The organism is Methylothermus subterraneus, assembly GCF_054656915.1.
In genome coordinates, this window is the sequence record NZ_BAAHXK010000006.1 from 129,729 (window position 1) to 148,984 (window position 19,256).

21 protein-coding genes and 1 pseudogene are annotated in these 19,256 nt (G+C 61.6%); 5 read left to right on the plus strand and 17 right to left on the minus strand.

The window, feature by feature from the left end; translation table 11 throughout:
• The first annotated feature begins 1 nt into the window (after position 1).
• A complete protein-coding gene (locus ACYQ3M_RS07250; protein ID WP_460035396.1) occupies positions 2-175 on the plus strand; it encodes a hypothetical protein in 174 nt (57 codons plus the stop codon).
• On the plus strand, positions 175-603 hold the full coding sequence (locus tag ACYQ3M_RS07255) for a DUF2802 domain-containing protein (RefSeq protein WP_460035397.1): 429 nt from the start codon (positions 175-177) through the stop codon (positions 601-603). Before ACYQ3M_RS07250 ends, ACYQ3M_RS07255 begins: the two co-directional genes overlap by 1 nt.
• On the opposite strand, the gene ACYQ3M_RS07260 is transcribed toward ACYQ3M_RS07255, so the two are convergent.
• From ACYQ3M_RS07260 to ACYQ3M_RS07335, 16 genes and pseudogenes are all read right to left on the minus strand, one after another.
• Positions 588-866 (minus strand): EscU/YscU/HrcU family type III secretion system export apparatus switch protein, encoded by a 279-nt coding sequence (locus tag ACYQ3M_RS07260; protein WP_460035398.1) that lies wholly within the window; start codon positions 864-866, stop codon positions 588-590. The genes ACYQ3M_RS07255 and ACYQ3M_RS07260 overlap by 16 nt on opposite strands.
• Complete coding sequence (gene fliK, locus ACYQ3M_RS07265) at positions 863-2,098, minus strand: flagellar hook-length control protein FliK (protein ID WP_460035399.1); 1,236 nt, start codon at positions 2,096-2,098, stop codon at positions 863-865. Before fliK ends, ACYQ3M_RS07260 begins: the two co-directional genes overlap by 4 nt.
• A gap of 3 nt (positions 2,099-2,101) precedes the next feature.
• Positions 2,102-2,977, minus strand: coding sequence for an HDOD domain-containing protein (locus ACYQ3M_RS07270; protein ID WP_460035400.1), 876 nt, complete (start codon positions 2,975-2,977; stop codon positions 2,102-2,104).
• A 62-nt stretch (positions 2,978-3,039) separates the two neighbouring features.
• Positions 3,040-4,527 carry a lysine--tRNA ligase gene (lysS, locus tag ACYQ3M_RS07275; RefSeq protein ID WP_460035401.1) on the minus strand — a complete coding sequence of 496 codons (1,488 nt, stop codon included), beginning with the start codon at positions 4,525-4,527 and terminating at the stop codon, positions 3,040-3,042.
• Positions 4,528-4,544: 17 nt separating this feature from the next.
• A protein-coding gene (gene prfB / locus ACYQ3M_RS07280; protein ID WP_460035402.1) for a peptide chain release factor 2 occupies positions 4,545-5,649 on the minus strand; the annotation gives its coding sequence in 2 pieces (ribosomal slippage) (positions 4,545-5,567 and positions 5,569-5,649; 1,104 coding nt in all).
• Positions 5,650-5,709: 60 nt separating this feature from the next.
• Positions 5,710-6,438, minus strand: a complete 729-nt coding sequence (locus ACYQ3M_RS07285) for a DUF72 domain-containing protein (RefSeq protein ID WP_460035403.1) — start codon at positions 6,436-6,438, stop codon at positions 5,710-5,712.
• The gene (locus ACYQ3M_RS07290) at positions 6,435-6,758 is read right to left on the minus strand and encodes a non-heme iron oxygenase ferredoxin subunit (RefSeq protein WP_460035404.1); all 324 of its coding nucleotides are present in this window, start codon (positions 6,756-6,758) and stop codon (positions 6,435-6,437) included. Before ACYQ3M_RS07290 ends, ACYQ3M_RS07285 begins: the two co-directional genes overlap by 4 nt.
• 4 nt (positions 6,759-6,762) lie before the next feature.
• Positions 6,763-7,209: a Fe-S cluster assembly sulfur transfer protein SufU gene (sufU, locus tag ACYQ3M_RS07295; protein ID WP_460035405.1), complete on the minus strand. Its 447-nt coding sequence runs from the start codon at positions 7,207-7,209 to the stop codon at positions 6,763-6,765.
• Positions 7,209-8,453 carry a SufS family cysteine desulfurase gene (locus ACYQ3M_RS07300; protein WP_460035406.1) on the minus strand — a complete coding sequence of 415 codons (1,245 nt, stop codon included), beginning with the start codon at positions 8,451-8,453 and terminating at the stop codon, positions 7,209-7,211. Before ACYQ3M_RS07300 ends, sufU begins: the two co-directional genes overlap by 1 nt.
• Positions 8,450-9,736: a Fe-S cluster assembly protein SufD gene (gene sufD / locus ACYQ3M_RS07305; protein ID WP_460035407.1), complete on the minus strand. Its 1,287-nt coding sequence runs from the start codon at positions 9,734-9,736 to the stop codon at positions 8,450-8,452. The genes ACYQ3M_RS07300 and sufD overlap by 4 nt, the downstream gene beginning before the upstream one ends.
• Positions 9,733-10,500: a Fe-S cluster assembly ATPase SufC gene (gene sufC, locus ACYQ3M_RS07310; protein WP_460035408.1), complete on the minus strand. Its 768-nt coding sequence runs from the start codon at positions 10,498-10,500 to the stop codon at positions 9,733-9,735. Before sufC ends, sufD begins: the two co-directional genes overlap by 4 nt.
• Entirely contained in the window at positions 10,497-10,685 is a 189-nt protein-coding gene (locus ACYQ3M_RS07315; RefSeq protein ID WP_460035409.1) for a type II toxin-antitoxin system HicA family toxin, read from the minus strand. The genes sufC and ACYQ3M_RS07315 overlap by 4 nt, the downstream gene beginning before the upstream one ends.
• Entirely contained in the window at positions 10,682-10,891 is a 210-nt protein-coding gene (locus ACYQ3M_RS07320) for a type II toxin-antitoxin system HicB family antitoxin (protein WP_460035410.1), read from the minus strand. Before ACYQ3M_RS07320 ends, ACYQ3M_RS07315 begins: the two co-directional genes overlap by 4 nt.
• A complete protein-coding gene (locus ACYQ3M_RS07325) occupies positions 10,888-12,633 on the minus strand; it encodes a SufD family Fe-S cluster assembly protein (protein ID WP_460035455.1) in 1,746 nt (581 codons plus the stop codon). Before ACYQ3M_RS07325 ends, ACYQ3M_RS07320 begins: the two co-directional genes overlap by 4 nt.
• 162 nt (positions 12,634-12,795) lie before the next feature.
• Positions 12,796-13,389: pseudogene (locus tag ACYQ3M_RS07330) on the minus strand (SufB/SufD family protein); the annotation flags it as partial.
• A 20-nt stretch (positions 13,390-13,409) separates the two neighbouring features.
• Entirely contained in the window at positions 13,410-13,862 is a 453-nt protein-coding gene (locus ACYQ3M_RS07335) for an SUF system Fe-S cluster assembly regulator (protein WP_460035411.1), read from the minus strand.
• 113 nt (positions 13,863-13,975) lie between these two features.
• On the opposite strand from ACYQ3M_RS07335, the gene ACYQ3M_RS07340 reads away from it, so the two are divergent.
• Positions 13,976-14,155 (plus strand): hypothetical protein, encoded by a 180-nt coding sequence (locus ACYQ3M_RS07340; RefSeq protein ID WP_460035412.1) that lies wholly within the window; start codon positions 13,976-13,978, stop codon positions 14,153-14,155.
• A gap of 20 nt (positions 14,156-14,175) precedes the next feature.
• Here ACYQ3M_RS07340 and metE read toward each other — a convergent pair whose 3' ends face one another.
• Positions 14,176-16,452, minus strand: coding sequence for a 5-methyltetrahydropteroyltriglutamate--homocysteine S-methyltransferase (gene metE, locus ACYQ3M_RS07345; RefSeq protein ID WP_460035413.1), 2,277 nt, complete (start codon positions 16,450-16,452; stop codon positions 14,176-14,178).
• Positions 16,453-16,549: 97 nt separating this feature from the next.
• Here metE and ACYQ3M_RS07350 point away from each other — a divergent pair, with 97 nt between their 5' ends.
• Entirely contained in the window at positions 16,550-17,458 is a 909-nt protein-coding gene (locus ACYQ3M_RS07350) for a LysR family transcriptional regulator (RefSeq protein ID WP_460035414.1), read from the plus strand.
• Between the two features lie 39 nt (positions 17,459-17,497).
• Positions 17,498-19,237, plus strand: a complete 1,740-nt coding sequence (locus tag ACYQ3M_RS07355; protein ID WP_460035415.1) for a methyl-accepting chemotaxis protein — start codon at positions 17,498-17,500, stop codon at positions 19,235-19,237.
• Positions 19,238-19,256: the final 19 nt, after the last annotated feature.

A 19,256-nucleotide genomic window follows, 5' to 3' on the forward strand; every position in this document is an offset into this window, starting at 1 on the left:
GATGTTTCCGGTTAAACCGCTCGACAAGACCTCGCCGATCCAGCCCGTCGATCCTCGCCGGCCGGTTGACCATCTTGCCGAGCGCAAGTCTTCACCAAGATCAAAATCTCGGCCGGAACCGCAGGAGCCAGATCGCGACGACGGCCAACCACCCCACCTCGACGAGTTCGCCTAATGATCGGTATGATCGGTTATTTGGATCTGGCCTGGATCGGTTTGGCTTTGAGCCTTGGGATCATGGCCGGTCTGTGGCTCTGGCTGTGGCGTAGGCTTAAGCGCCTGGAACGCGAGTCCCAGGAGTACCGCCAGGCCCTGGAGCGCTTGACCAAGGATTTTGCCGAATTCGGCGCCCTGTCGGCCCAGGCCGAGGCGCAGCTGGGCGAGCTTGCGGGCCGGATCGAAGAGCTTGGGGCCTGGCTCAAGGAACGCATGGAGCAGACAAGCTGCGAGGAGCCGGCTTACCAATCCGCAGTCGAACGCATTCGCCAGGGGGCAGAGGTGGAGGAATTGGTGGAAAACTTAGGCTTGAGCCACGAGGAGGCGACTCTCTTGATGCGCCTGCACGGCTCAGGTTCCGGCCGAAGGCTTTATTGGGAGTCGTGATTTAGGCCTTTGCCGCTTAGCCAGTAGGCAAAGGCGATCACCTCCGCCACCGCCACGTAAAGCTCGCGCGGGATTTCCTCGCCTAAGGGAATCTGTACCAGCAGCTTGGCCAATTGCGGATCGCGGTGTAGAGGAACGGCGTGCTCTTGCGCTTTGGCCACGATCCGCTCGGCCAGCTCTCCCTGACCTTTGGCCACCACCTGCGGTGCGGCGGTGCCGTCGTAGTGCAGAGCCACGGCAAGGTCTACGGCTTTGGTGCTCATGCTGTTTCATCCAGCAACGGGCCGGCGATCGGCAAAGGAGGGGTAGGGCGCAGATCCTGGCCGGTCGCAACGGCGGCTTGGAGTTCTCCCGCGCTGAGGCCGGCGGCGTGAAAGCGCTCGGCCAAAGCGCCTAGATGGCGTTCGAGCAAGCGCACGGTGGCCTCCGTCTCGCCCCGAAAGTAAGCGCTGATTTTCTCCCCCTGGAGCACCAGCTTGGCGCGGATGCGACCGAGTTCGGGCGGTTCTATCTCCAGCTCCGCTGTCCAAGGCAAAGGCGCGCGCTCTTTGCTTTGAGTCGGAGGCTCGCCGGCGATGGTCAGGCGCAAGGAGGCCAGGCGCTTGCCCTCGCGAAACGGGATTTCCAGATGCCAGGTGAGCACGGGGGTGTCCGGTTTGGGCAAGGAGGCGAGTTGGTTGAGCACGATGCGCGCAAGGCCGGCCGAGCTCGTGTGACGCAATTCGTCTAGCGAATCGTCTTGAGGTCTGGGCGATTCGGTTGCAGGTTCTAGGGTATCGCTTGCGGGCGCTGTCGGGGAAGGGCCGATCGCAGGCGTCTGCGGTGGAGTAGACGGGAGGTTTGGGGCGGTTGCGACACCCGAGTGCATTTCGCCGCGCAGATCGTTTGGCTGCACTGCGGCGGCAAGGGGCTGCCCTGGGTTGGAAGAGGGGTTGGGGGGAGCGGTGGTAAGCGCGCGCAGGCGGGCTTTCAAATCCGGATAGGGTATCGGCGTCGAGGAGGCGGTTAGAGCCTCGTGGAACAAACCGCTCAGCCGTACCGCCAAAGCGAGTTGATCCGGTTGCGCAAGAGCGGTGCGCTCAGGTAAAGAGTGCAAAAGCGCTTCGATCTGGGTGCGTAAGGACGGAGCAAGGTTTTGTTGGGCGAGCGCTTTGAGGCTGGACAGCGCCTCCGCCAACGGCAGCTGGCGGGGCAGCGCGTGGCGCAGGGTGGAGGCTAAAATCGCTGCCGGGGACGAGTCGGCGAGGACTTTCAGCTCCACTTTGGGTTGGGTTTGAACGACCTCGAGCTGCAGGTGGGTCCCCGCACGGATATTGAGTTCGGTCTCGGCCGTCAGCCGGTGCCCGCCGATTTCCAGGAGCAGCCGCCCCGGGGAAGCTTGCCCGAGCACCTTGGCGATTACTTGCGCGCCGGGGCGAAATAAGGCAGATTCCTGCCTGGCGCCCGAAGCGATTGAGATCGGCTGGGTCGGGATGAGGGCCAAACGCACTTCCATGGGTTAAGCCAAAAGCAAGTTTTGGATCTGCCAGATTTCTTCTTTCGCCGTTTCCAGGACGTTGCGGCTGGTTTCCGCATCCAGCCGCCCGGCTAAGAGCTTGCGGTAGGCCGGGATGGTAGCGATGCGCGGATACTGATGAATCGCGGGGGTGCCGACGAAGCTGTGCAGCTGGGACACCACCACCACGTCGACGTAGTCGGCTTGAGCTCCTGGATCGCGAAACCAATCCTCGGCTTCTTGGGCCACCGCCTGGAAATCCTCGGGGAAATGCCAAGCGCGCAGGATCGCCGCACCCACGGGGCCGCGCAGTTTGGCGATCGCTTGGGTCAAGTCCTCAGCTTGGGCTATAAGTTCTGGGTGGCGGTCGGCAAAGGTGAGCACCGGCACCGCGCCGATGTCGTGGACCAGGCCCGCGAGCATCGCCCGGTCCGGGTCGAAGCCCGGCGTTTTGTGCGCCAGCACGGCGCAGATTGCGGCCACGTAGCTGCTGTGCTGCCACAGTTCCTGCATGCGCTTTTGGATCGTGCGGCTTCGGGCGTTGAACACCGCTTTTAAGGCGAAGCTGGTGATCAGGTGCTGGGCCGCTTTTAACCCTAGGCGGGTGAGGGCCTCGGGGCAGCTTTCGATCCGCCGCCGACCGCGATATAAGGGGCTGTTGGCGATCTGGATCAGGCGCGCGGTGATGACCGGATCCATCTGCACCACCCGGGCGATTTTGAGGTTGTTGGCTTTGGGATCGTTGATCGCCCGGCGGATCTTGAGCGAGATGTCCGGAATGGTAGGCAGCATTAGTTTGTTTTCGGCAAGCGCTTGCGTGCAGTGCTTTAGCAGTCGGTTCTCGCAAGGCGCTACCCGCGGGCCGGTCGAGGGCGCCATACTTGCGTTGGGTTTTTTAGGCTTTGGTTTAAATCTAGCCTAAAAAGCGCGCCGCGGAATTTTCAACGGCGCGGCCTAAGGTGAGGAAACAGCAGAACATCGCGGATCGAAGGCGAGTCGGTCAAGAGCATGACCAGGCGATCGATGCCGATCCCTTCGCCGGCGGTGGGGGGCATGCCGTGCTCCAAGGCGATGATGTAGTCCTCGTCGAAGTGCATCGCTTCTTCGTCTCCTAAAGCGCGCGCCTCGAGCTGAGCGCGGAAGCGCTCGGCCTGTTCCTCCGGATCGTTGAGCTCGGTAAAGCCGTTGGCGATTTCGCGCCCGGCGATGAACAGCTCGAAGCGGTCGGTAACCTCGGGGTTGTGGTCGCTGCGGCGCGCCAGCGGCGACACCTCCACCGGATAATGGGTGATGAACGTGGGGTCAAGGAGCTTAGGTTCCACCGTTTTTTCGAAGATCTCGGTTTGGATCTTGCCTAAGCCAAAGCTCGGCAGGATGGGGATGTCCAGCTTGGCGGCCAGTTGTCTGGCGGATTCGAGATTGTCCACATTTTCCGAGGCCAGGCCCGGGTTAAAGCGGATCAAAGATTCAAGCAGGGTGAAACGCTTAAAAGGCTTGCCGAAATCGATTTCCCGCCCTTGGTAGGTGACCGTGGTCGCGCCTAGAACTTTCTGCGTTACTTCGCGCAGCATCTCCTCGGTCAGGTTCATCAGGTCGTGGTATTCGGCATAGGCCTGGTAGAACTCCAGCATGGTAAATTCCGGATTGTGCTGGGTGGACAGACCCTCGTTGCGGAAGTTGCGGTTGATCTCGAACACTCTCTCGAAACCGCCCACGACCAGGCGTTTTAGGTACAGCTCCGGGGCGATGCGCAAAAACAGCTGCATGTCCAAGGCGTTGTGGTAGGTGACGAAAGGCCGCGCCGCCGCCCCGCCCGGGATGACCTGCATCATCGGCGTCTCGACCTCGAGGAAATCGCGCTCGATCAAGAACTGGCGAATTTCCTGGACGATTTTGGCGCGGATGCGGAAGGTGCGGCGCGTGACCTCGTTCATGATCAGGTCGAGATAGCGCTGGCGGTAGCGCGTCTCCTGATCGGTGAGGCCGTGGTACTTTTCCGGCAAGGGGCGCAGCGCTTTGGCGAGCAGGCGCACTTCGTCCACCTTGAGCGAAAGCTCCCCCGTCTTGGTCTTAAACAGCACCCCTTCGGCGCCCAAAATATCGCCGAGATCGAAGTGCTTGAAGTGCTCGTACAGCCCGTCCGGCAAGCCGTCGCGGGTCAGATAAAGCTGGATGCGGCCGGAGTAATCCTGCAGGTGGCAGAAGCTCGCTTTGCCCATGATCCTACGCGTCATCATGCGCCCGGCGACGCGTACCCGGATCGGCTGGCGATCAAAAAACTCTGGAGGCTCTTTGCCGTAGCGGGCGTGGAGCTCGGCGGCGACGCACGAGCGCCTGAAGTCGGTGGGGTAGGCGTTGGCGGTCTCGCGCAGCGCGGCGAGTTTGGCGCGGCGTTGGGCGATAAGATCCTGGCTTAACTCGTGGTTCACGGTCGCTTCCAATCGGATTATAACCCTTGCTTGAGGCTGGCTTCGATGAACGGATCGAGGTTGCCGTCTAGGACCGCCTGGGTGTTGGCGATTTCCACCCCGGTGCGCAGGTCCTTGATCCGCGACTGATCGAGTACGTAAGAGCGGATCTGATTGCCCCAAGCGATGTCGGCTTTGGATTCTTCCAGTTGCTGTTGCTGGGCGCGCTTTTCCTGCAGCTTGAGCTCGTAGAGTTTGGCTTTGAGCTGCTGCATGGCGGTGGCGCGGTTTTTGTGCTGCGAGCGGTCGTTCTGGCACTGGACCACGATGCCGGTCGGTAGGTGCGTGATCCGCACCGCCGATTCGGTACGGTTGACGTGCTGACCGCCCGCCCCCGAAGCCCGGTAGACGTCGATGCGAAGATCGGCCGGATTGATTTCGATTTCTATCTCGTCGTCGATTTGCGGCGAGACGAACACCGCAGCGAAAGAAGTGTGGCGGCGGTTGCCGGAATCGAACGGGGATTTGCGTACCAGCCGATGGACGCCGGTTTCGGTCCGCAGCCAGCCGTAAGCGTAAGGGCCGTCCACTTTGAGGGTAGCGCTTTTGATGCCGGCGACCTCGCCCGGCGACAGTTCGATGATTTCGGTTTTGAACCCCTTGCGCTCGGCCCACCGCAGGTACATGCGCAGCAGCATCTCCGCCCAATCTTGGGCCTCGGTCCCGCCCGAACCGGCCTGGATGTCGAGGAACGCATTGTTCTTGTCCATCGGGTTGGAGAACATGCGCTGAAACTCCAGGTCGAACACCGTTTTTTCGTAGTTTTCCAGATCGGCGGCGATGCTGGCAACCGCCTCCTCATCGCCCTCTTCCAGGGCAAGTTCCAGAAGCTCGGCCGCGTCTTCAAGCCCGCGCATGAGGTGGTCTAAAGTGTAGACAATCTCCTCCAGCTGGACCCGCTCTTTACCCAGCGCTTGGGCCCGTTCCGGGTCGTTCCAGACCTTAGGGTCTTCCAGCTCTTTGAGCAGCTCTTCCAGCCTTTCCCGCTTGCGGTCGTAGTCAAAGATACCCCCGAAGGTTGAGGGCGCGCTCTTTGAGAGCGTCGATTTTACGAGTCATGGCGTTGATTTCTAAGGCTTCCATAGGGCACATCGGCAATTTAAAAAATTTATTTTACCAAGTTTATTGACCGTCGGGGTGGGCTTAAAGTTTGCCTAAAATGGCCTGCAGCCGCTTGGCGTCGACTGCGGCGCTTGCGCTCTCGTCGGTATTGTCGAAGAATACCCAAAGCTTTTTCCCCCGGGCGCGCTGGGCGGCCAGCCAACCGGCCCAAGCGGCCAAGAGTGGGTCGCTGTAGCTGCCGCGGTAGCGTTGGGTGTGGCCGTGCAAACGCAGGTAAACGAAATCGGCGGTAACGGCTTTGGGGGAGGTCAGGCCGGCGAGGTCAAACACGCAGAAGGCCGCATTGGCGCGGCTTAAAAGTTCGTACACGGGCGGGCAGTGCCAACTGCCATCGCGAAACTCGAAGGCGAAGGCGTACGAAGCGCTGGGGAGTTCTTGGAGGAAGGCCGCAAGCCGCGGCAGATCGGCAGGAAAGCGCGGTGGCAGCTGAAACAACACGGGCCCGAGTTTTTCCCCAAAAAGCTCGATGCGGCGGAAAAAGGTCGTCAAAAGCTCCGCGCAATCGGCGAGCCGGTGGTAATGGGTGATCGCTCGCCACGCTTTGACCGCAAAACGAAATTCCGGCGGGGTTTGCTCCGCCCAGCGGCGGACGGCTACCTCTTTGGGCAGGTGGTAAAAGCTGGCGTTGAGCTCGACGGCGTTAAAGTGCTGGGCGTAGAATCCAAGCCATTGGGCCGGTTTAAGCTCGGCGGGATAAAACACCCCGCGCCAGGCGGCGTAGCTCCAGCCGGAGGTGCCGATGCAAATCACGCCTCGCGGTCGTCGCCGACCTGGATCAGGCCGTGTTCCACCCGCACCGGGAACACGCGCAGGTCTTCGTAGGCGGGCGGGCAGAGCGCCTGCCCGGTTTTAAGGCAAAACCGGGCGCCGTGACGCGGGCAGACGATGACCTCGCCTTCCAGCTCGCCGCTGGCGAGCTCCGCGCCGTCGTGCGTGCACCTATCCTCGATGGCGTAGAATGCGCCGCCTAAGTTGAACACGGCCACCGCCGTCCCGTTTACATCGACCACCACGTGCTCGCCAGGCTTCAGTTCGTCGGCCTTGCAGACGTCGATCCAGGAAGTCGCCATGGGTTTACTCCGTGCTCACCGGTTCCTGCCTGCCTTGGATCGCGGCCTCCAAGGCGTGCCAGGGGAGGGTGGCGCATTTGATCCGCGAGGGGTATTGACGCACCCCCGCGAGCACCGCCAGTTTGCCCAACGCCGCAAGCGATTCGCCGTGGCCGGTGACGATTTCGTGAAACGCCGTAAATAATTTCTCTGCTTCGGCCAAGGTCTTGCCTTTGACGAGTTCGGTCATGAGCGAAGCCGAGGCGGTGGAGATGGCGCAGCCTTGGCCTTGAAAGCCGATGTCGGCGATGCGGTCGCCGTCGAATTTAAGATACAAGGTGATGCGGTCGCCGCACAAAGGGTTGGACCCCTCGATTTTCCGGTCGGCGTCTTCAATGGCGCGGAAGTTGCGCGGATTGCGGTTGTGGTCGAACACGACCTCCTGATACAGTTCTCTCAAGTTTTCCAACATCAGCCAAACACCTGGATGATCTCTTTGAGCGCCGCGAACAAACGGTCGATTTCTTCGTAAGTGTTGTAAAACGCCAGCGAGGCCCGCGTGGTGGCCGGCACCTTAAAGAAGTCCATCACCGGCATGGCGCAGTGATGGCCGGCACGCACCGCGATGCCGTAATGATCCAAAAACGTTCCGAGGTCGTGGGGGTGAATGCCCTCGATCACGAAGGAGAGGATCGCGCCTTTGCGGGCGGCGGTGCCGATCAGTTTTAGCCCCGGGATCTTGAGCGCTTCACGGGTGGCGTACTGCAAAAGTTCGTGCTCGTAGGCGAAGATGGCCTCCAGCCCGAGGCGTTCTACGTAGTCTATCGCCGCTCCCAGACCCACCGCCTCGGCGATGGCGGGGGTGCCGGCCTCGAACTTGTAGGGCAGGGCGTTGAATTCGGTCGCCGCGAAGGTCACTTTGCGGATCATCTCCCCACCCCCTTGCCAAGGCGGCATGGCTTCCAGAAGCTCGCGTTTGCCATACAGCACCCCGATGCCGGTAGGGCCATAGAGCTTGTGGCCGGAGAAGGCGTAAAAATCGCAGTCCAAATCCTGGACGTCCACCTTTAGGTGGGGCACCGCTTGGGCGCCGTCCACGAGCACCGGGACGCCGTAGCGATGGGCTAAGGCGACGATCTCTCGGACCGGGTTGAGCGTGCCTAGGGCGTTGGACATGTGGGCGACCGCCACCAGCTTGGTGCGCGGACCCAAGCTACGCTCGAACTCTTCCAGGAGCAGTTCGCCGCGCTCGTTGATCGGCGCGACCTTGAGCCTGGCGCCTTTTTCCTGGCATACCAGCTGCCATGGGACGATGTTGGAGTGGTGTTCCATAGCGGTGATCAAGATTTCATCGCCGGCTTGCAGGCGCGGGCGCGCGTAGGCTTGGGCGACGAGGTTGATGGCCTCGGTGGTGCCGCGCACGAACACGATCTCCTCGCGCGCCCGGGCGTTGAGAAAGCGTTTGACCTTGTCGCGCGCGGCCTCGAAGCGGGCGGTGGCGCGCTCGCTCAAGGTGTGGACGCCGCGGTGAACGTTGGCGTAATCGCGCGCGTAAAATTCCGCCAGGGTCTCGATCACCGGGCGCGGTTTTTGGGCGCTGGCGGCGTTGTCCAGATAGACCAGCGGCGCTCCGCGCACGCTTTGCTGCAGGGCCGGAAAATCGCTGCGGATCGCTTCGACGGAAAAGGTTTTAGAATTTAAGGCCGTCTGTGTCATGGCGAGGAGTCCAGGTTGAGCAGCGCAAAGCGCCCGTTGAGCTCCTGGTGCAGGAAGGCGCGCAAGGGGGCTAGAGGCGCCGCCTCGATCGCCGCGTTGACAAAGCCGTAGATCAACAACTCGCGCGCCGCTTCCAGGGCAATACCCCGGGTTTGCAGGTAGAACAAAGCGTCTTCGTCCAACTGGCCGACGCTGACGCCGTGGCTGCATTGCACGTCGTCGGCGTAGATTTCCAGTTGAGGCTTGCTGTCCACCTCCGCCGTTTCCGAGAGCAGCAGGTTTTTGTTCTCCATCGCCGCGTCGGTTTTTTGCGCTCCTTTTTGCACTACGATCCGACCCTGGAACACGCTGCGCCCGAAGTCTTCGGCCAGAGCTTTATAAACTTCCCTAGAGGTCGTATTGGGGGCGGCGTGGACGATCCGGGTGTGGCTGTCTAGGTGGCGGCGGCCGTTCGCCCAGTGCAGGCCATGCAAAGTGCAGCGGCTGTTTTCGTCGAGGCGCACGTGGATTTCGCTGCGCGCCAGGAGTCCGCCTAGGGCGAACTGCGTTTGCTGGAAATCCGAATTCGGCCCCTGGTGCACGTACAGCCCGCCGAAATGGAAGGCGGTATCGGCCTCCTGTTGAATCTTGCAGTGCTCAAGCCGGCTGTTTGGACCAAGCAACGCTTCGCCCACGTGGGCCAAAAGCCCCCCTGCGGTTCCGACGTAGGTTTCGATCACGGTCGCTGCCGCCCCTTCCTCCAAGACGATCAAGTGGCGGCTCAGGCTGGCCGCTTCTTGGGTTTGCACGTGCAGGATCTGAATCGGTTGCGCAAGGCGCACCCCGGCGCTTAGGTGGATCAGCGCGCCGTCCTGAAATAGGGCGGTGTTGAAGTCGATCAAGCCGTGGCTCTGCTCCACCGCGCGGCCAAAGCCTTTAGCGATCGGTTCAGGGCGTTGGATCAAAGCCGTTTTAAGATCGGCGACGAGCGTTTCACCGGTCTTGGGCAGCTTGGCAAACTCCGGCGCGAACTGCCCGTCGATCAGCACCAGATGCCAGCAGTCGGGCAGGAGCTTGGCGCGGATCCAGCCGGCCTCGACCTGGCCTTGGGCGGTTGCCAGGGCAAAACGTTTGCGCTCGATCGGGGTCACGTTAGTGTACTTCCATTCCTCCTCGCGCGGGGACGGAAAGCCCGAACGCAGAAACTGCGCCAGCGCCTGCCGACGAAAAGCCGCCAGCCAAAATGGGCTTTGGCGAGCTAAGCGTTCGGCGGCGTTTTGATAGTGCTCGGCCGGGAGGTTCATGCGACCGCCTCAATGGGTTCGATCCAGCTATAGCCTTTGCTTTCCAGTTCCTTGGCCAGTTCCGCCCCGCCCGACTTGACGATGCGCCCGCCGGCCAGGACGTGGACCTTGTCTGGAGTCACGTAGTCGAGCAGGCGCTGGTAGTGAGTGATCAGCAAAAAGCCGCGCTGGGGCGATTTTAACGCCGCTATGCCTTGGGCGACGATTTTGAGCGCGTCGATGTCGAGACCCGAGTCGATCTCGTCGAGGATGCACAAAGTCGGCTCGAGCACCAGCATTTGCAAAATCTCGTTGCGCTTTTTCTCGCCGCCGGAGAAGCCTTCGTTGAGGGCCCGGTACAAGAATTGTTCGTCTAGACCGACGAGTTTGATCTTTTCTTTCACCCGCGCGATGAAATCCATGGCGTCCACTTCCGGCTCGCCCCGGTGTTTTAAAATGGCGTTCAAGGCCGCTTTGAGGAAATAGATGTTGCTGACTCCAGGGATTTCGACCGGATACTGAAAGCCCAAAAATATCCCCGCGCAGGCGCGCTCTTCCGGGGGCATCGCCAACAGCTCCTGGCCCAGGTACCAGACTCGACCCTCCGTGACTTCGTAACCTTCGCGTCCGGCCAGGACCCCGGCCAAGGTGCTCTTACCCGAGCCGTTGGGACCCATGATGGCGTGAATCTGGCCAAAATCCAAGCTCAGATCGATGCCTTTGAGGATCGGCTTGCCTTCTACGGCCACGTGGAGGTTTTCGATTTTGAGTAAGGTTTCGGTCATGACGGTTGATCTATCCTCAAGTCTTTGCAGATTTTTCGTGCTAGAAGATCTTTGATTTCGTTGTGTCTGGGAACAGCAGCCAGATCGCCTGTCGCTGGATTGCGCCAAATGGAGTGTCGCGATCCTTCGCGCGCCAGTTCGCAGCCTTGGCGCAGCAAATGTCGGATCAATGCCTGGCGTTTCATACCGCCAGAGGAACTTCTTCATAATTCCCTTCGACCTGTCTTCTGGCTTCTTCCCGGCGGATCTCCAGAATGTCGCGGACGGCTTCCTGCAGGCTGGCGAGGAGTTCTTCCTTCGTCCTTTCCTGGGCGTTGGCGCCAGGGACTTCCTCCACCCAGCCAATCCACCAATCCCCTTCCTTCTTGATGATAGCGGTGAACTGGTTCATCCCACACTGCCCTCCAGGCTGACGCCGAGCAGATTTTGCGCCTCCACCGCAAACTCCATCGGCAGCTCCTTGAAGACTTCCTTGCAGAAGCCGTTGACGATCATCGACACCGCGTTCTCGGCGGAGAGGCCGCGCTGGCGGCAGTAGAACAGCTGCTCTTCGCTGATCTTGGAGGTGGTGGCCTCGTGTTCGACGATCGCCGAGGGCTGCTTGACCTCGATGTAGGGGAAGGTGTGGGCGCCGCACTGGTCGCCGATCAGGAGCGAGTCGCACTGGGTGTAGTTGCGCGCTCCTTTGGCGCTCTTTAGCACCTTGACCAGGCCGCGGTAGCTGTTTTGCGCTCTGCCGGCGGAGATGCCTTTGGAGATGATCGTGCTTTTGGTGTTTTTGCCGATGTGGATCATCTTGGTGCCGGTATCGGCCTGTTGAAAATGGTTGGTGACCGCCACCGAGTAGAACTCGCCCACCGATTCGTCGCCGCGCAGGATGCAGCTTGGGTACTTCCAGGTGATGGCCGATCCCGTCTCGACTTGAGTCCAGGAGATCTTGGCCCGCGCGCCCCGGCACTCGCCGCGCTTGGTGACGAAGTTGTAAATCCCGCCGCGGCCTTCGGCGTCGCCCGGATACCAGTTCTGCACGGTGGAGTACTTGATGTGCGCATCGGCCAAGGCGATGAGCTCCACCACCGCGGCGTGCAGCTGGTGCTCAGAGCGCTTGGGGGCGGTGCAGTTGTGGACGGCGAAGCCTTTGACCAGATAGGAATGGGGTTCGCTGCGAGTCTCCAGGTTGTACACCGGTCCTTCGTAGGGTTGGCGCCGGATTTTGCGGATGGGAACCAGGAAATAACCGTCCCGGCGAATGACGCGCTGGCTGTGGGTGTTCTTTGCGTAGAACAAGGTATAGTGGCTCTGGTGGCGGATTGGTCGCCCGTCCTTCAGGGTTTCTTGATAGGCGTTGCGGATGTTGAGGTAAGCGAAGATACCCTGGCGGCCGAGCATTTCTTGCAGCTGGAATGCCAAGGCGCGGGACACGGTCGTGGCGCGCACGAGATTGCCGTCTTGGCCGACGCGATAGTAGGTATCCAGAACGAGTTTCTGCCGCTGAGGCGGCAGATCCATAATGGTTTTGCTAAAGCGTTTCCCGGGGGAATAGCGCCCGCCGTGTTCCAAACATTGGGACCAAAGGGCGTCGTCGTAGACCACCACGTAAGCCCCATTGCGCTTGCGATCATAGGTGACCGAGGCGTTCTTTCCCGTCAGTCGTTGGATGAGTGCCTGGATCTCCGCGATCAGTTCGGTTTCGTGGAGCCCCAGGCTGAATTCCACCGCCTTGCCGCCATTAAGATGGGTCACGCAGCCTTCCGCGACATAGAAACCGAGCAGCCGTAGAAAATCGTCGCTCAGGGCCGGTTCGTCCCGGCAGACCTGATTGATAGGGAAGACCAACAGATCGCCTTCTTGGAGTTCTCCGGCGGGTATATAGGTCGGTTCGGTTCGGGCCAGCTTGTTCGGGTCGATGTCCGGCCAGCGCCCATCCTTGCGCGGGCTGCTGCCAACCGTTTCTCGGCGGATCGCGAGAACAGGATGTTCTGGGGTGAGCTGGAAGCGGTTGCCGGTGCTGCGCGGGGTGATATCCACCAGTTCGCCCTGGTATTCACGGCGCATCAGTTTGGCGACCTGGGTTTCTTCGCCTTTTTCATTGAGCAGATGATCTCCCAGGGCAACTTCGCGTACGTTACGCATCTCGTCACCGCAGCTAATTTCCTCCCAAGGAGGCAGGCAGCCCTCCAAATAGGACACGTACGCCCCTTCCTCGGCGATGATGAGGGTGCGCTCGAACTGGCCGGTGCCGGCGGCGTTGATGCGGAAATAGGTGGAAAGCTCGAGCGGGCAGCGCACCCCTTTGGGCACGTAGACGAAAGAGCCGTCGGAGAACACCGCCGAGTTCAAGGCGGCAAAGAAATTGTCCCCGGGCGGCACCACCGAGCCTAGATACCGGCGCACCAGGTCCGGGTAGTCGCGGATCGCCTCGGAGATGGGGCAGAAGATGACCCCGGCTTGGGCCAGCGTCTCCTTGAAGGTGGTGGCGACCGAGACGCTGTCGAACACCGCATCCACCGCCACCCCCGCCAAGCGGGCGCGCTCGTGCAAGGGAATGCCCAGCTTCTCAAACGTTTCGAGCAGCTTGGGGTCAAGCTCTTCCAGGCTCTTTGGGCCATTCGGTTTCGATTTGGGCGCAGCGTAATAGCTCAAGGCTTGGTAATCGATGGGCGGATAAACGACGTGCGCCCAATGGGGTTCTTCTAGCTTCAGCCACTGGCGAAAAGCATTAAGGCGCCATTGCGTCATCCATTCCGGCTCGCCTTTCTTGGCCGACAGGGCGTAGATGATGTCTTCGTTAAGACCCGGCGGCAGGCGATCTTCCTCGACCTCGGTGACAAAGCCGGGCCGGTAGTCGCGGGTTAAGAGACGTTCTAAATCCGATTTGCTGACTGCCATAAAACTCTCCGCTTACCAATTCAACGGGCCGAAGGGCGCAGGGAATCTAAGGAAATGGGGATTTCCTGCGGCATCGGATGCACCATGTCGGCTAAAGTGACGGTTTCCAGCGCCGCCTGGATCGCGCGGTTGATCAGATTCCAGTTGCCGCGGACGGTGCAGCCCTGGGCTTTCAGGCAAAGGTTCTCTGCCAGGCTGCACTCGGTCAGCCCGATGGGGCCTTCCACCGCGGCGATGAGGTCGGCGATGCTGATCTGTTCCGGCCGCCGCGCCAACTTGTAACCGCCGTGAGGACCGCGTTCGGACTGGAAGAGGCCGGCGCGGTTCAAGCGTTTGAGGATCTTCTGCACGGTCGGCAAAGCAAGGTTCACGGTGAGGGCGATTTCCGCCGCCGTGTGAGTTCGCTTCGGATCCCGGGCGCTGTGGCTGGCGATGACGATCGCGTAGTCGGCCAACTTGCTCAGGCGCAACATGGCTGCAAATTCGTTAAATTTACTTTTAGGACTATTCTAGTCCTGAATAATTCCCAAGTAAAGGACTTGGTTTAAGCTTAAAAGTAAAGAGGCCAGTTTAGAGGAGGTGGCTTGTGTTAGGGCGCGTGCTGAGTTCTTTGTTGCTTTTGGTAGCCAGCTGGATTTTGATCGTCCTCACCGACCAGACCCCAGGCTATGTAGGCTGGCAGGAAGCGCTGATCACGCCGGTAGTGATCTACGCCGGCTGGCAGGCGATGAGAGAGCTCATCGCCTGGTATCGCGGAGAGGAATAGCGGCGTCCTTGCCGCCCCGGTCAGGCATAGCGGCGCCGCAGGGTGCGGGCGGCTTCCACCAGGTGGCTCAGGGCCGCGTCCACCTCCGGCCACTGGCGGGTTTTGAGGCCGCAGTCGGGGTTGACCCACAGGCGCTCGATAGGGATCTTGGCCGCCGCTTGTTCGATTAAGGCCACGATCTCCGCCACGTTGGGGACGTTGGGGGAGTGGATGTCGTAGACCCCAGGGCCGATCTCGTTGGGGTAGTTGAAGTCGGCAAAGGCTTCCAGCAGTTCCATCTTCGAGCGCGCCGCCTCGATCGTGATGACGTCGGCGTCGAGGGCGACGATCGCCGGGAGGATGTCGTTGAATTCCGAGTAGCACATGTGGGTGTGGATCTGGGTGGCATCGCCCACCCCGCTCGAGGCGATGCGGAACGCTTTAACCGCCCAGTTTAAATACTCCGCCCAGGCGCTTTGCCGAAGCGGCAGCCCCTCACGCAGGGCCGGTTCGTCGATCTGGATCACGCCGATTCCGGCCTGCTCAAGGTCTTTGACCTCATCGCGAAGGCTCAAGGCGATCTGCAGGCAGGTGTCGGCAAGGGGCTGGTCGTCGCGCGCGAACGACCATTTGAGTAGGGTCACCGGCCCGGTCAGCATGCCCTTCATGGGCTTTTCGGTGAGCGACTGGGCGTATTGAATCCAGCCGACCGTCATCGGCTTGGGACGCCATACGTCGCCGTAGATGATCGGCGGGCGGACGCAGCGCGAGCCGTAGGATTGCACCCAGCCGTTTTGGGTCACGGCAAAGCCGCAAAGCTGCTCGGCGAAGTACTCGACCATGTCGCTGCGTTCGGCCTCCCCGTGCACCAAAACGTCCAGGCCGTAAGCTTCCTGCTTGGCCACGACCTCGGCGATCTGCGCTTTAATAAAAGCCTCGTACTCGGCCGCGCTGATCTGGCCGTTGCGGAAAGCGTAGCGCTGACTGCGGATCTCGGCAGTCTGCGGAAAAGAGCCGATGGTGGTGGTAGGCAACAACGGCAGCTTGAGTTTTTTCCGCTGCGCTTGGGCGCGGACCGGATAAGGGTTGGCGCGCTGTTCCATGGCGGGGGTGAGGGCGTTGAGCCGCTGGCGCACGTTGGGGTTGGCGATGCGCGAGGAAGCCTTGCGGCTTGCGATGGCCGCCTGGTTTTCCTCCCAGCCAGCCACGCTTTCCGGGCGCCCTTCCAGGGCGTGCTTGAGCAAGATGAGTTCGTCCAGCTTTTGCACCGCAAACGCCAGCCAGCTTTTGAGTTCGGCATCCAGCGCGGTTTCAGCGCGAAGGTCCACAGGAACGTGGAGCAGCGGGCAGGAAGGGGCCAGCCACAGGTTCGGCCGGGCTTGAAGCGGCTTAAGGATTTGCCTGGCCCGTTCCAGATCGGTGCGCCAGACGTTGCGTCCATCGACGATCCCGACCGAGAGGACTTTGTGCGTAGGGAGCCAGTCGTGGACTTGCGACAGCTCCTCCACCCCCCGCACCGCGTCTACGTGCAGCCCGGCCACCGGAAGCGTGCACGCGAGCTTTAAGTTATCCTGCAGCGGGCCGAAGTAAACGCAAAGCAGTAAATTTAAGCCTGGAACCTGCAGCTGGTGATAGCTTCGCTCGAAGGCCGCGCGCCAGTTGGAATCGAGGTCCAAAGCCAGAATCGGCTCGTCGATCTGCACCCAACTGGCGCCTTGGGTCTTAAGGCGGGTTAAGACCTCGCTGTAGACGGCGAGCACGCGCGGCAACAGCGCGAGCTTGTCCAACCTTTCGCCCTGGCATTTGCCCAGATACAACCAGGTCAAAGGACCAAGCAGCACCGGCTTGGCTTTGGCGCCCAGGGCGGCCTTGGCTTCTTCGAATTCGGCAAAGAGTTTGTCCGAGGCGAGGGAAAATTCCATCTCCGGCGTCAACTCCGGGACCAGATAGTGATAGTTGGTGTCGAACCACTTGGTCAGCTCGCACGCAGGTTGCGGCTTACCGCTCGGGGCGCGGCCGCGCGCCATGCGGAAATAAGTATCCAAATCCACCGGCCCGCCAGGATGGTCGAAGCGTTCGGGGACCGCGCCTAACAGGCAGGTGGTGTCCAAGACGTGGTCGTACCAAGAAAAATCGCCCACCGGGATCCAATCCAGCCCGGCCTTGGCCTGGATTTCCCAGTGCCTGTGGCGCAGCGCCCGGCCGGTTTGTATAAGTTGCTCCCGGTCGATGGCGCCTTGCCAGTAGCTTTCCAGCGCTTTTTTCAGCTCTCGGTTTAGACCGATGCGCGGGAAACCTAAGTTGTGCGCTTGGATCATCGTTGCCCCTCCTTTCGTTGCCGTTGAGGCAGAAAGTATGGACGGCTATATTAATGAATTCAATTGATGATTTTTCAAATTAAATTGAAAAAAATTCATGCATTTAGAACTCAAACACCTGCGCGCCCTGAGTTTGCTCCATCAGACCGGAAGCTTGGCCGCCGCCGCGGCCAGACTGCATCTTACCCAATCGGCCTTGTCGCACCAACTCAAGGCCTTGGAAGAGGCCCTAGGGGTCGCCTTGGTGCGGCGCGGCGCCCGGCCGTTGCGCTTTACTCCCGCGGGCCAGCGGCTGCTCGCCTTGGCCGAGCAGGTGCTGCCGCAAGTGTTGGCGGCCGAACGCGATCTCCTCCGCCTCAGGCAGGGGCAGGCGGGGAGGCTGTACATCGTGGTCGAGTGCCACAGCTGTTTCGAGTGGCTGCTGCCGACCCTGGATGCTTACCGCGAAGCCTGGCCGGAGGTGGAGCTGGATTTGGTGTTAGGCTACAGCTTTGAGCCTTTGCCGGCCTTGCTGCGCGGAGACGTGGACCTGGTCATCACCTCCGATCCCCAAGCGCTGGCCGGGGTGGCGTACGAGCCTTTGTTCGCCTTTGAGGTGCTCTTGGCGATGGCCAAAGACCACCCCCTGGCCGCCAAGCGCTGGATCGCTCCCGAGGACCTGCGCGATCAGGTGCTCATCACCTATCCGGTGGAACGCGAGCGGCTGGATGTGTTTTGCAAGTTTCTAGACCCGGCCGGGGTCCAGCCGGCCGGCCACAGGACCTGCGCCTTGACGGCGGTGATGCTGCAGCTGGTGGCTAGCCGCCGCGGGGTGTGCGCGCTGCCCGATTGGGCCCTGGCCGAGTATCTGGCGCGCGCGTATGTGGCCGCCAGGCCCTTGGGGCCGGAGCCGGTCAAAGGAACCTTGTACGCCGCTTTGCGCCAGGCCGAGAGCGATCTGGCCTACTGCCGGCAATTTCTCGAAATGGCCAGGGAGAGATCGCCTGCCCAGCCCGAAAAATTTTGAACTATGCTTGCCCATAGGACTTAAGTAGAGGAGGGTAGAATGAACCGGCATTCGGTCGGCATGCGTTTGGTGGTGGTCGTAGCTTCGCTGCTGGCGGTGGGGGCCGCGGCCTTGCTTTGGCTGTACGCGCGCCAGCAGCGGCAGACGGTGATCGAGGCCGAGGCGTACCGGGCCAAGAACGTGCTCATGGTCGCCGAGGCGGTGCGCGAACAGACCGCAAGGCAATGGGAGCTGGGGATTTTCTCGCCGGATAAGCTTCGCGCTCTGGCCCAGCTTCCCGAGCCGCAAGCGCGGGAGAGAATCCTGGCCGCGGTGCCGGTGGCGGTATCTTGGGATCTCATTCGGATCAAGGCCCGCGAAAACGGCTACGAGCTCAAGACCCCGCGCCAGAACCCGCGCAATCCGGCCAACGCTCCCGACGCCATCGAAGCCGAGGCGCTTGCCTATTTCGCCCGCCACCCGGAGGCTAAGGAGTACCTTCGCGTCGACGAGGCGCAAAACGCCTTGAGGTATTTTCGCCCGGTGCGGTTGGGCGAGCAGTGCCTGCTCTGCCACGGCGACCCCAGGACCTCGGAAAGCCTGTGGGGGCGGGCCGACGGCAAGGACGTTTTGGGCTATCCGATGGAGGGCAAAAAGGTCGGCGACCTGCACGGGGCGTTTGAAATCATCGCGCCTTTGACGAGCGCCGACGCGGTGATCGCGGCCAACGTGAGCAAAGGCGCCGGGCTGATCGCGCTGATCACCCTGGGAGTGGCCGCGGGGCTGTTTTTTGCCACCAAGCGCTTGGTCGTCGAGCCCTTGACCGACCTGGGGCTGCGCCTTCAGGACATCGCCCAGGGCGAGGGGGATCTCACCGCGCGCCTGGAGGCCCGCGGCAAGACCGAGTTCGCCTGGGTGGCGCACAGCTTCAACCAAGTCATGAAGAAGCTGCGCCAGCTGGTGTTGACGGTCAAGGACAGCGGCCAAGAGCTCTTCCGCGAGGTTGCCCAGTTGGATCGCCTGGCGGGGGCCACCGAGGCGGGCGCGGCGGATCAGCGCGGTGAGTTGGCGCAGGTTGCGGCCACCATGCAGCAGATGACCGCGGCGGTGCAGGAGATCGCCCACAGCACCACCAAGGCGGCGGACGCTTCCCAGGCCACGGACGCCGAGGTCAAGGCGGGCCAAGCCGTGGTCCGCGAGGCGATCGCCAAGATCGACCGCCTCGCCTCGGAGGTGGACCAAGCCGCGCAGGTCTTAAAGGAGCTCGAAAGCGACAGCGACAGCATCGGCGAGGTGCTCAAGATCATCGGCGACATCGCCGATCAGACCAACCTGCTCGCTCTCAACGCGGCGATCGAAGCCGCCCGCGCCGGCGAGCAGGGGCGCGGGTTCGCGGTGGTGGCAGAAGAAGTCAGAACGCTGGCCTCGCGCACCCAGGAATCGACCGCGGAGATCCAGCAAACCATCGAGCGCCTGCGCAACCGGGCGCGGCAAGCGGTGGAGGTGATCGCCAAGAGCAAGGAACAGGCCCAGGCGAGCATGGACGAGGCGCGGACGGTGGATACCGTGCTCGCCAACATCACCCGCATGATCGACGAGGTCAGGGAGATGAACGCCCAGATCGCCAGCGCGGTGGAAGAGCAGAGCGTGGTGAGCGAGGGGATCAACCAAAACCTGGCCAAGGTCCACGCCGGGGTGGATGCCGCCCTGGCCAAGCTGGAAGAGACGCGTCAGGCCGTCGCCCACTTGCGCGAGCAGGCGGGCAAGCTCGCCGAGATCGTCGGCCAGTTTAGGATTTGATTGTGCTACAATCGCCTGC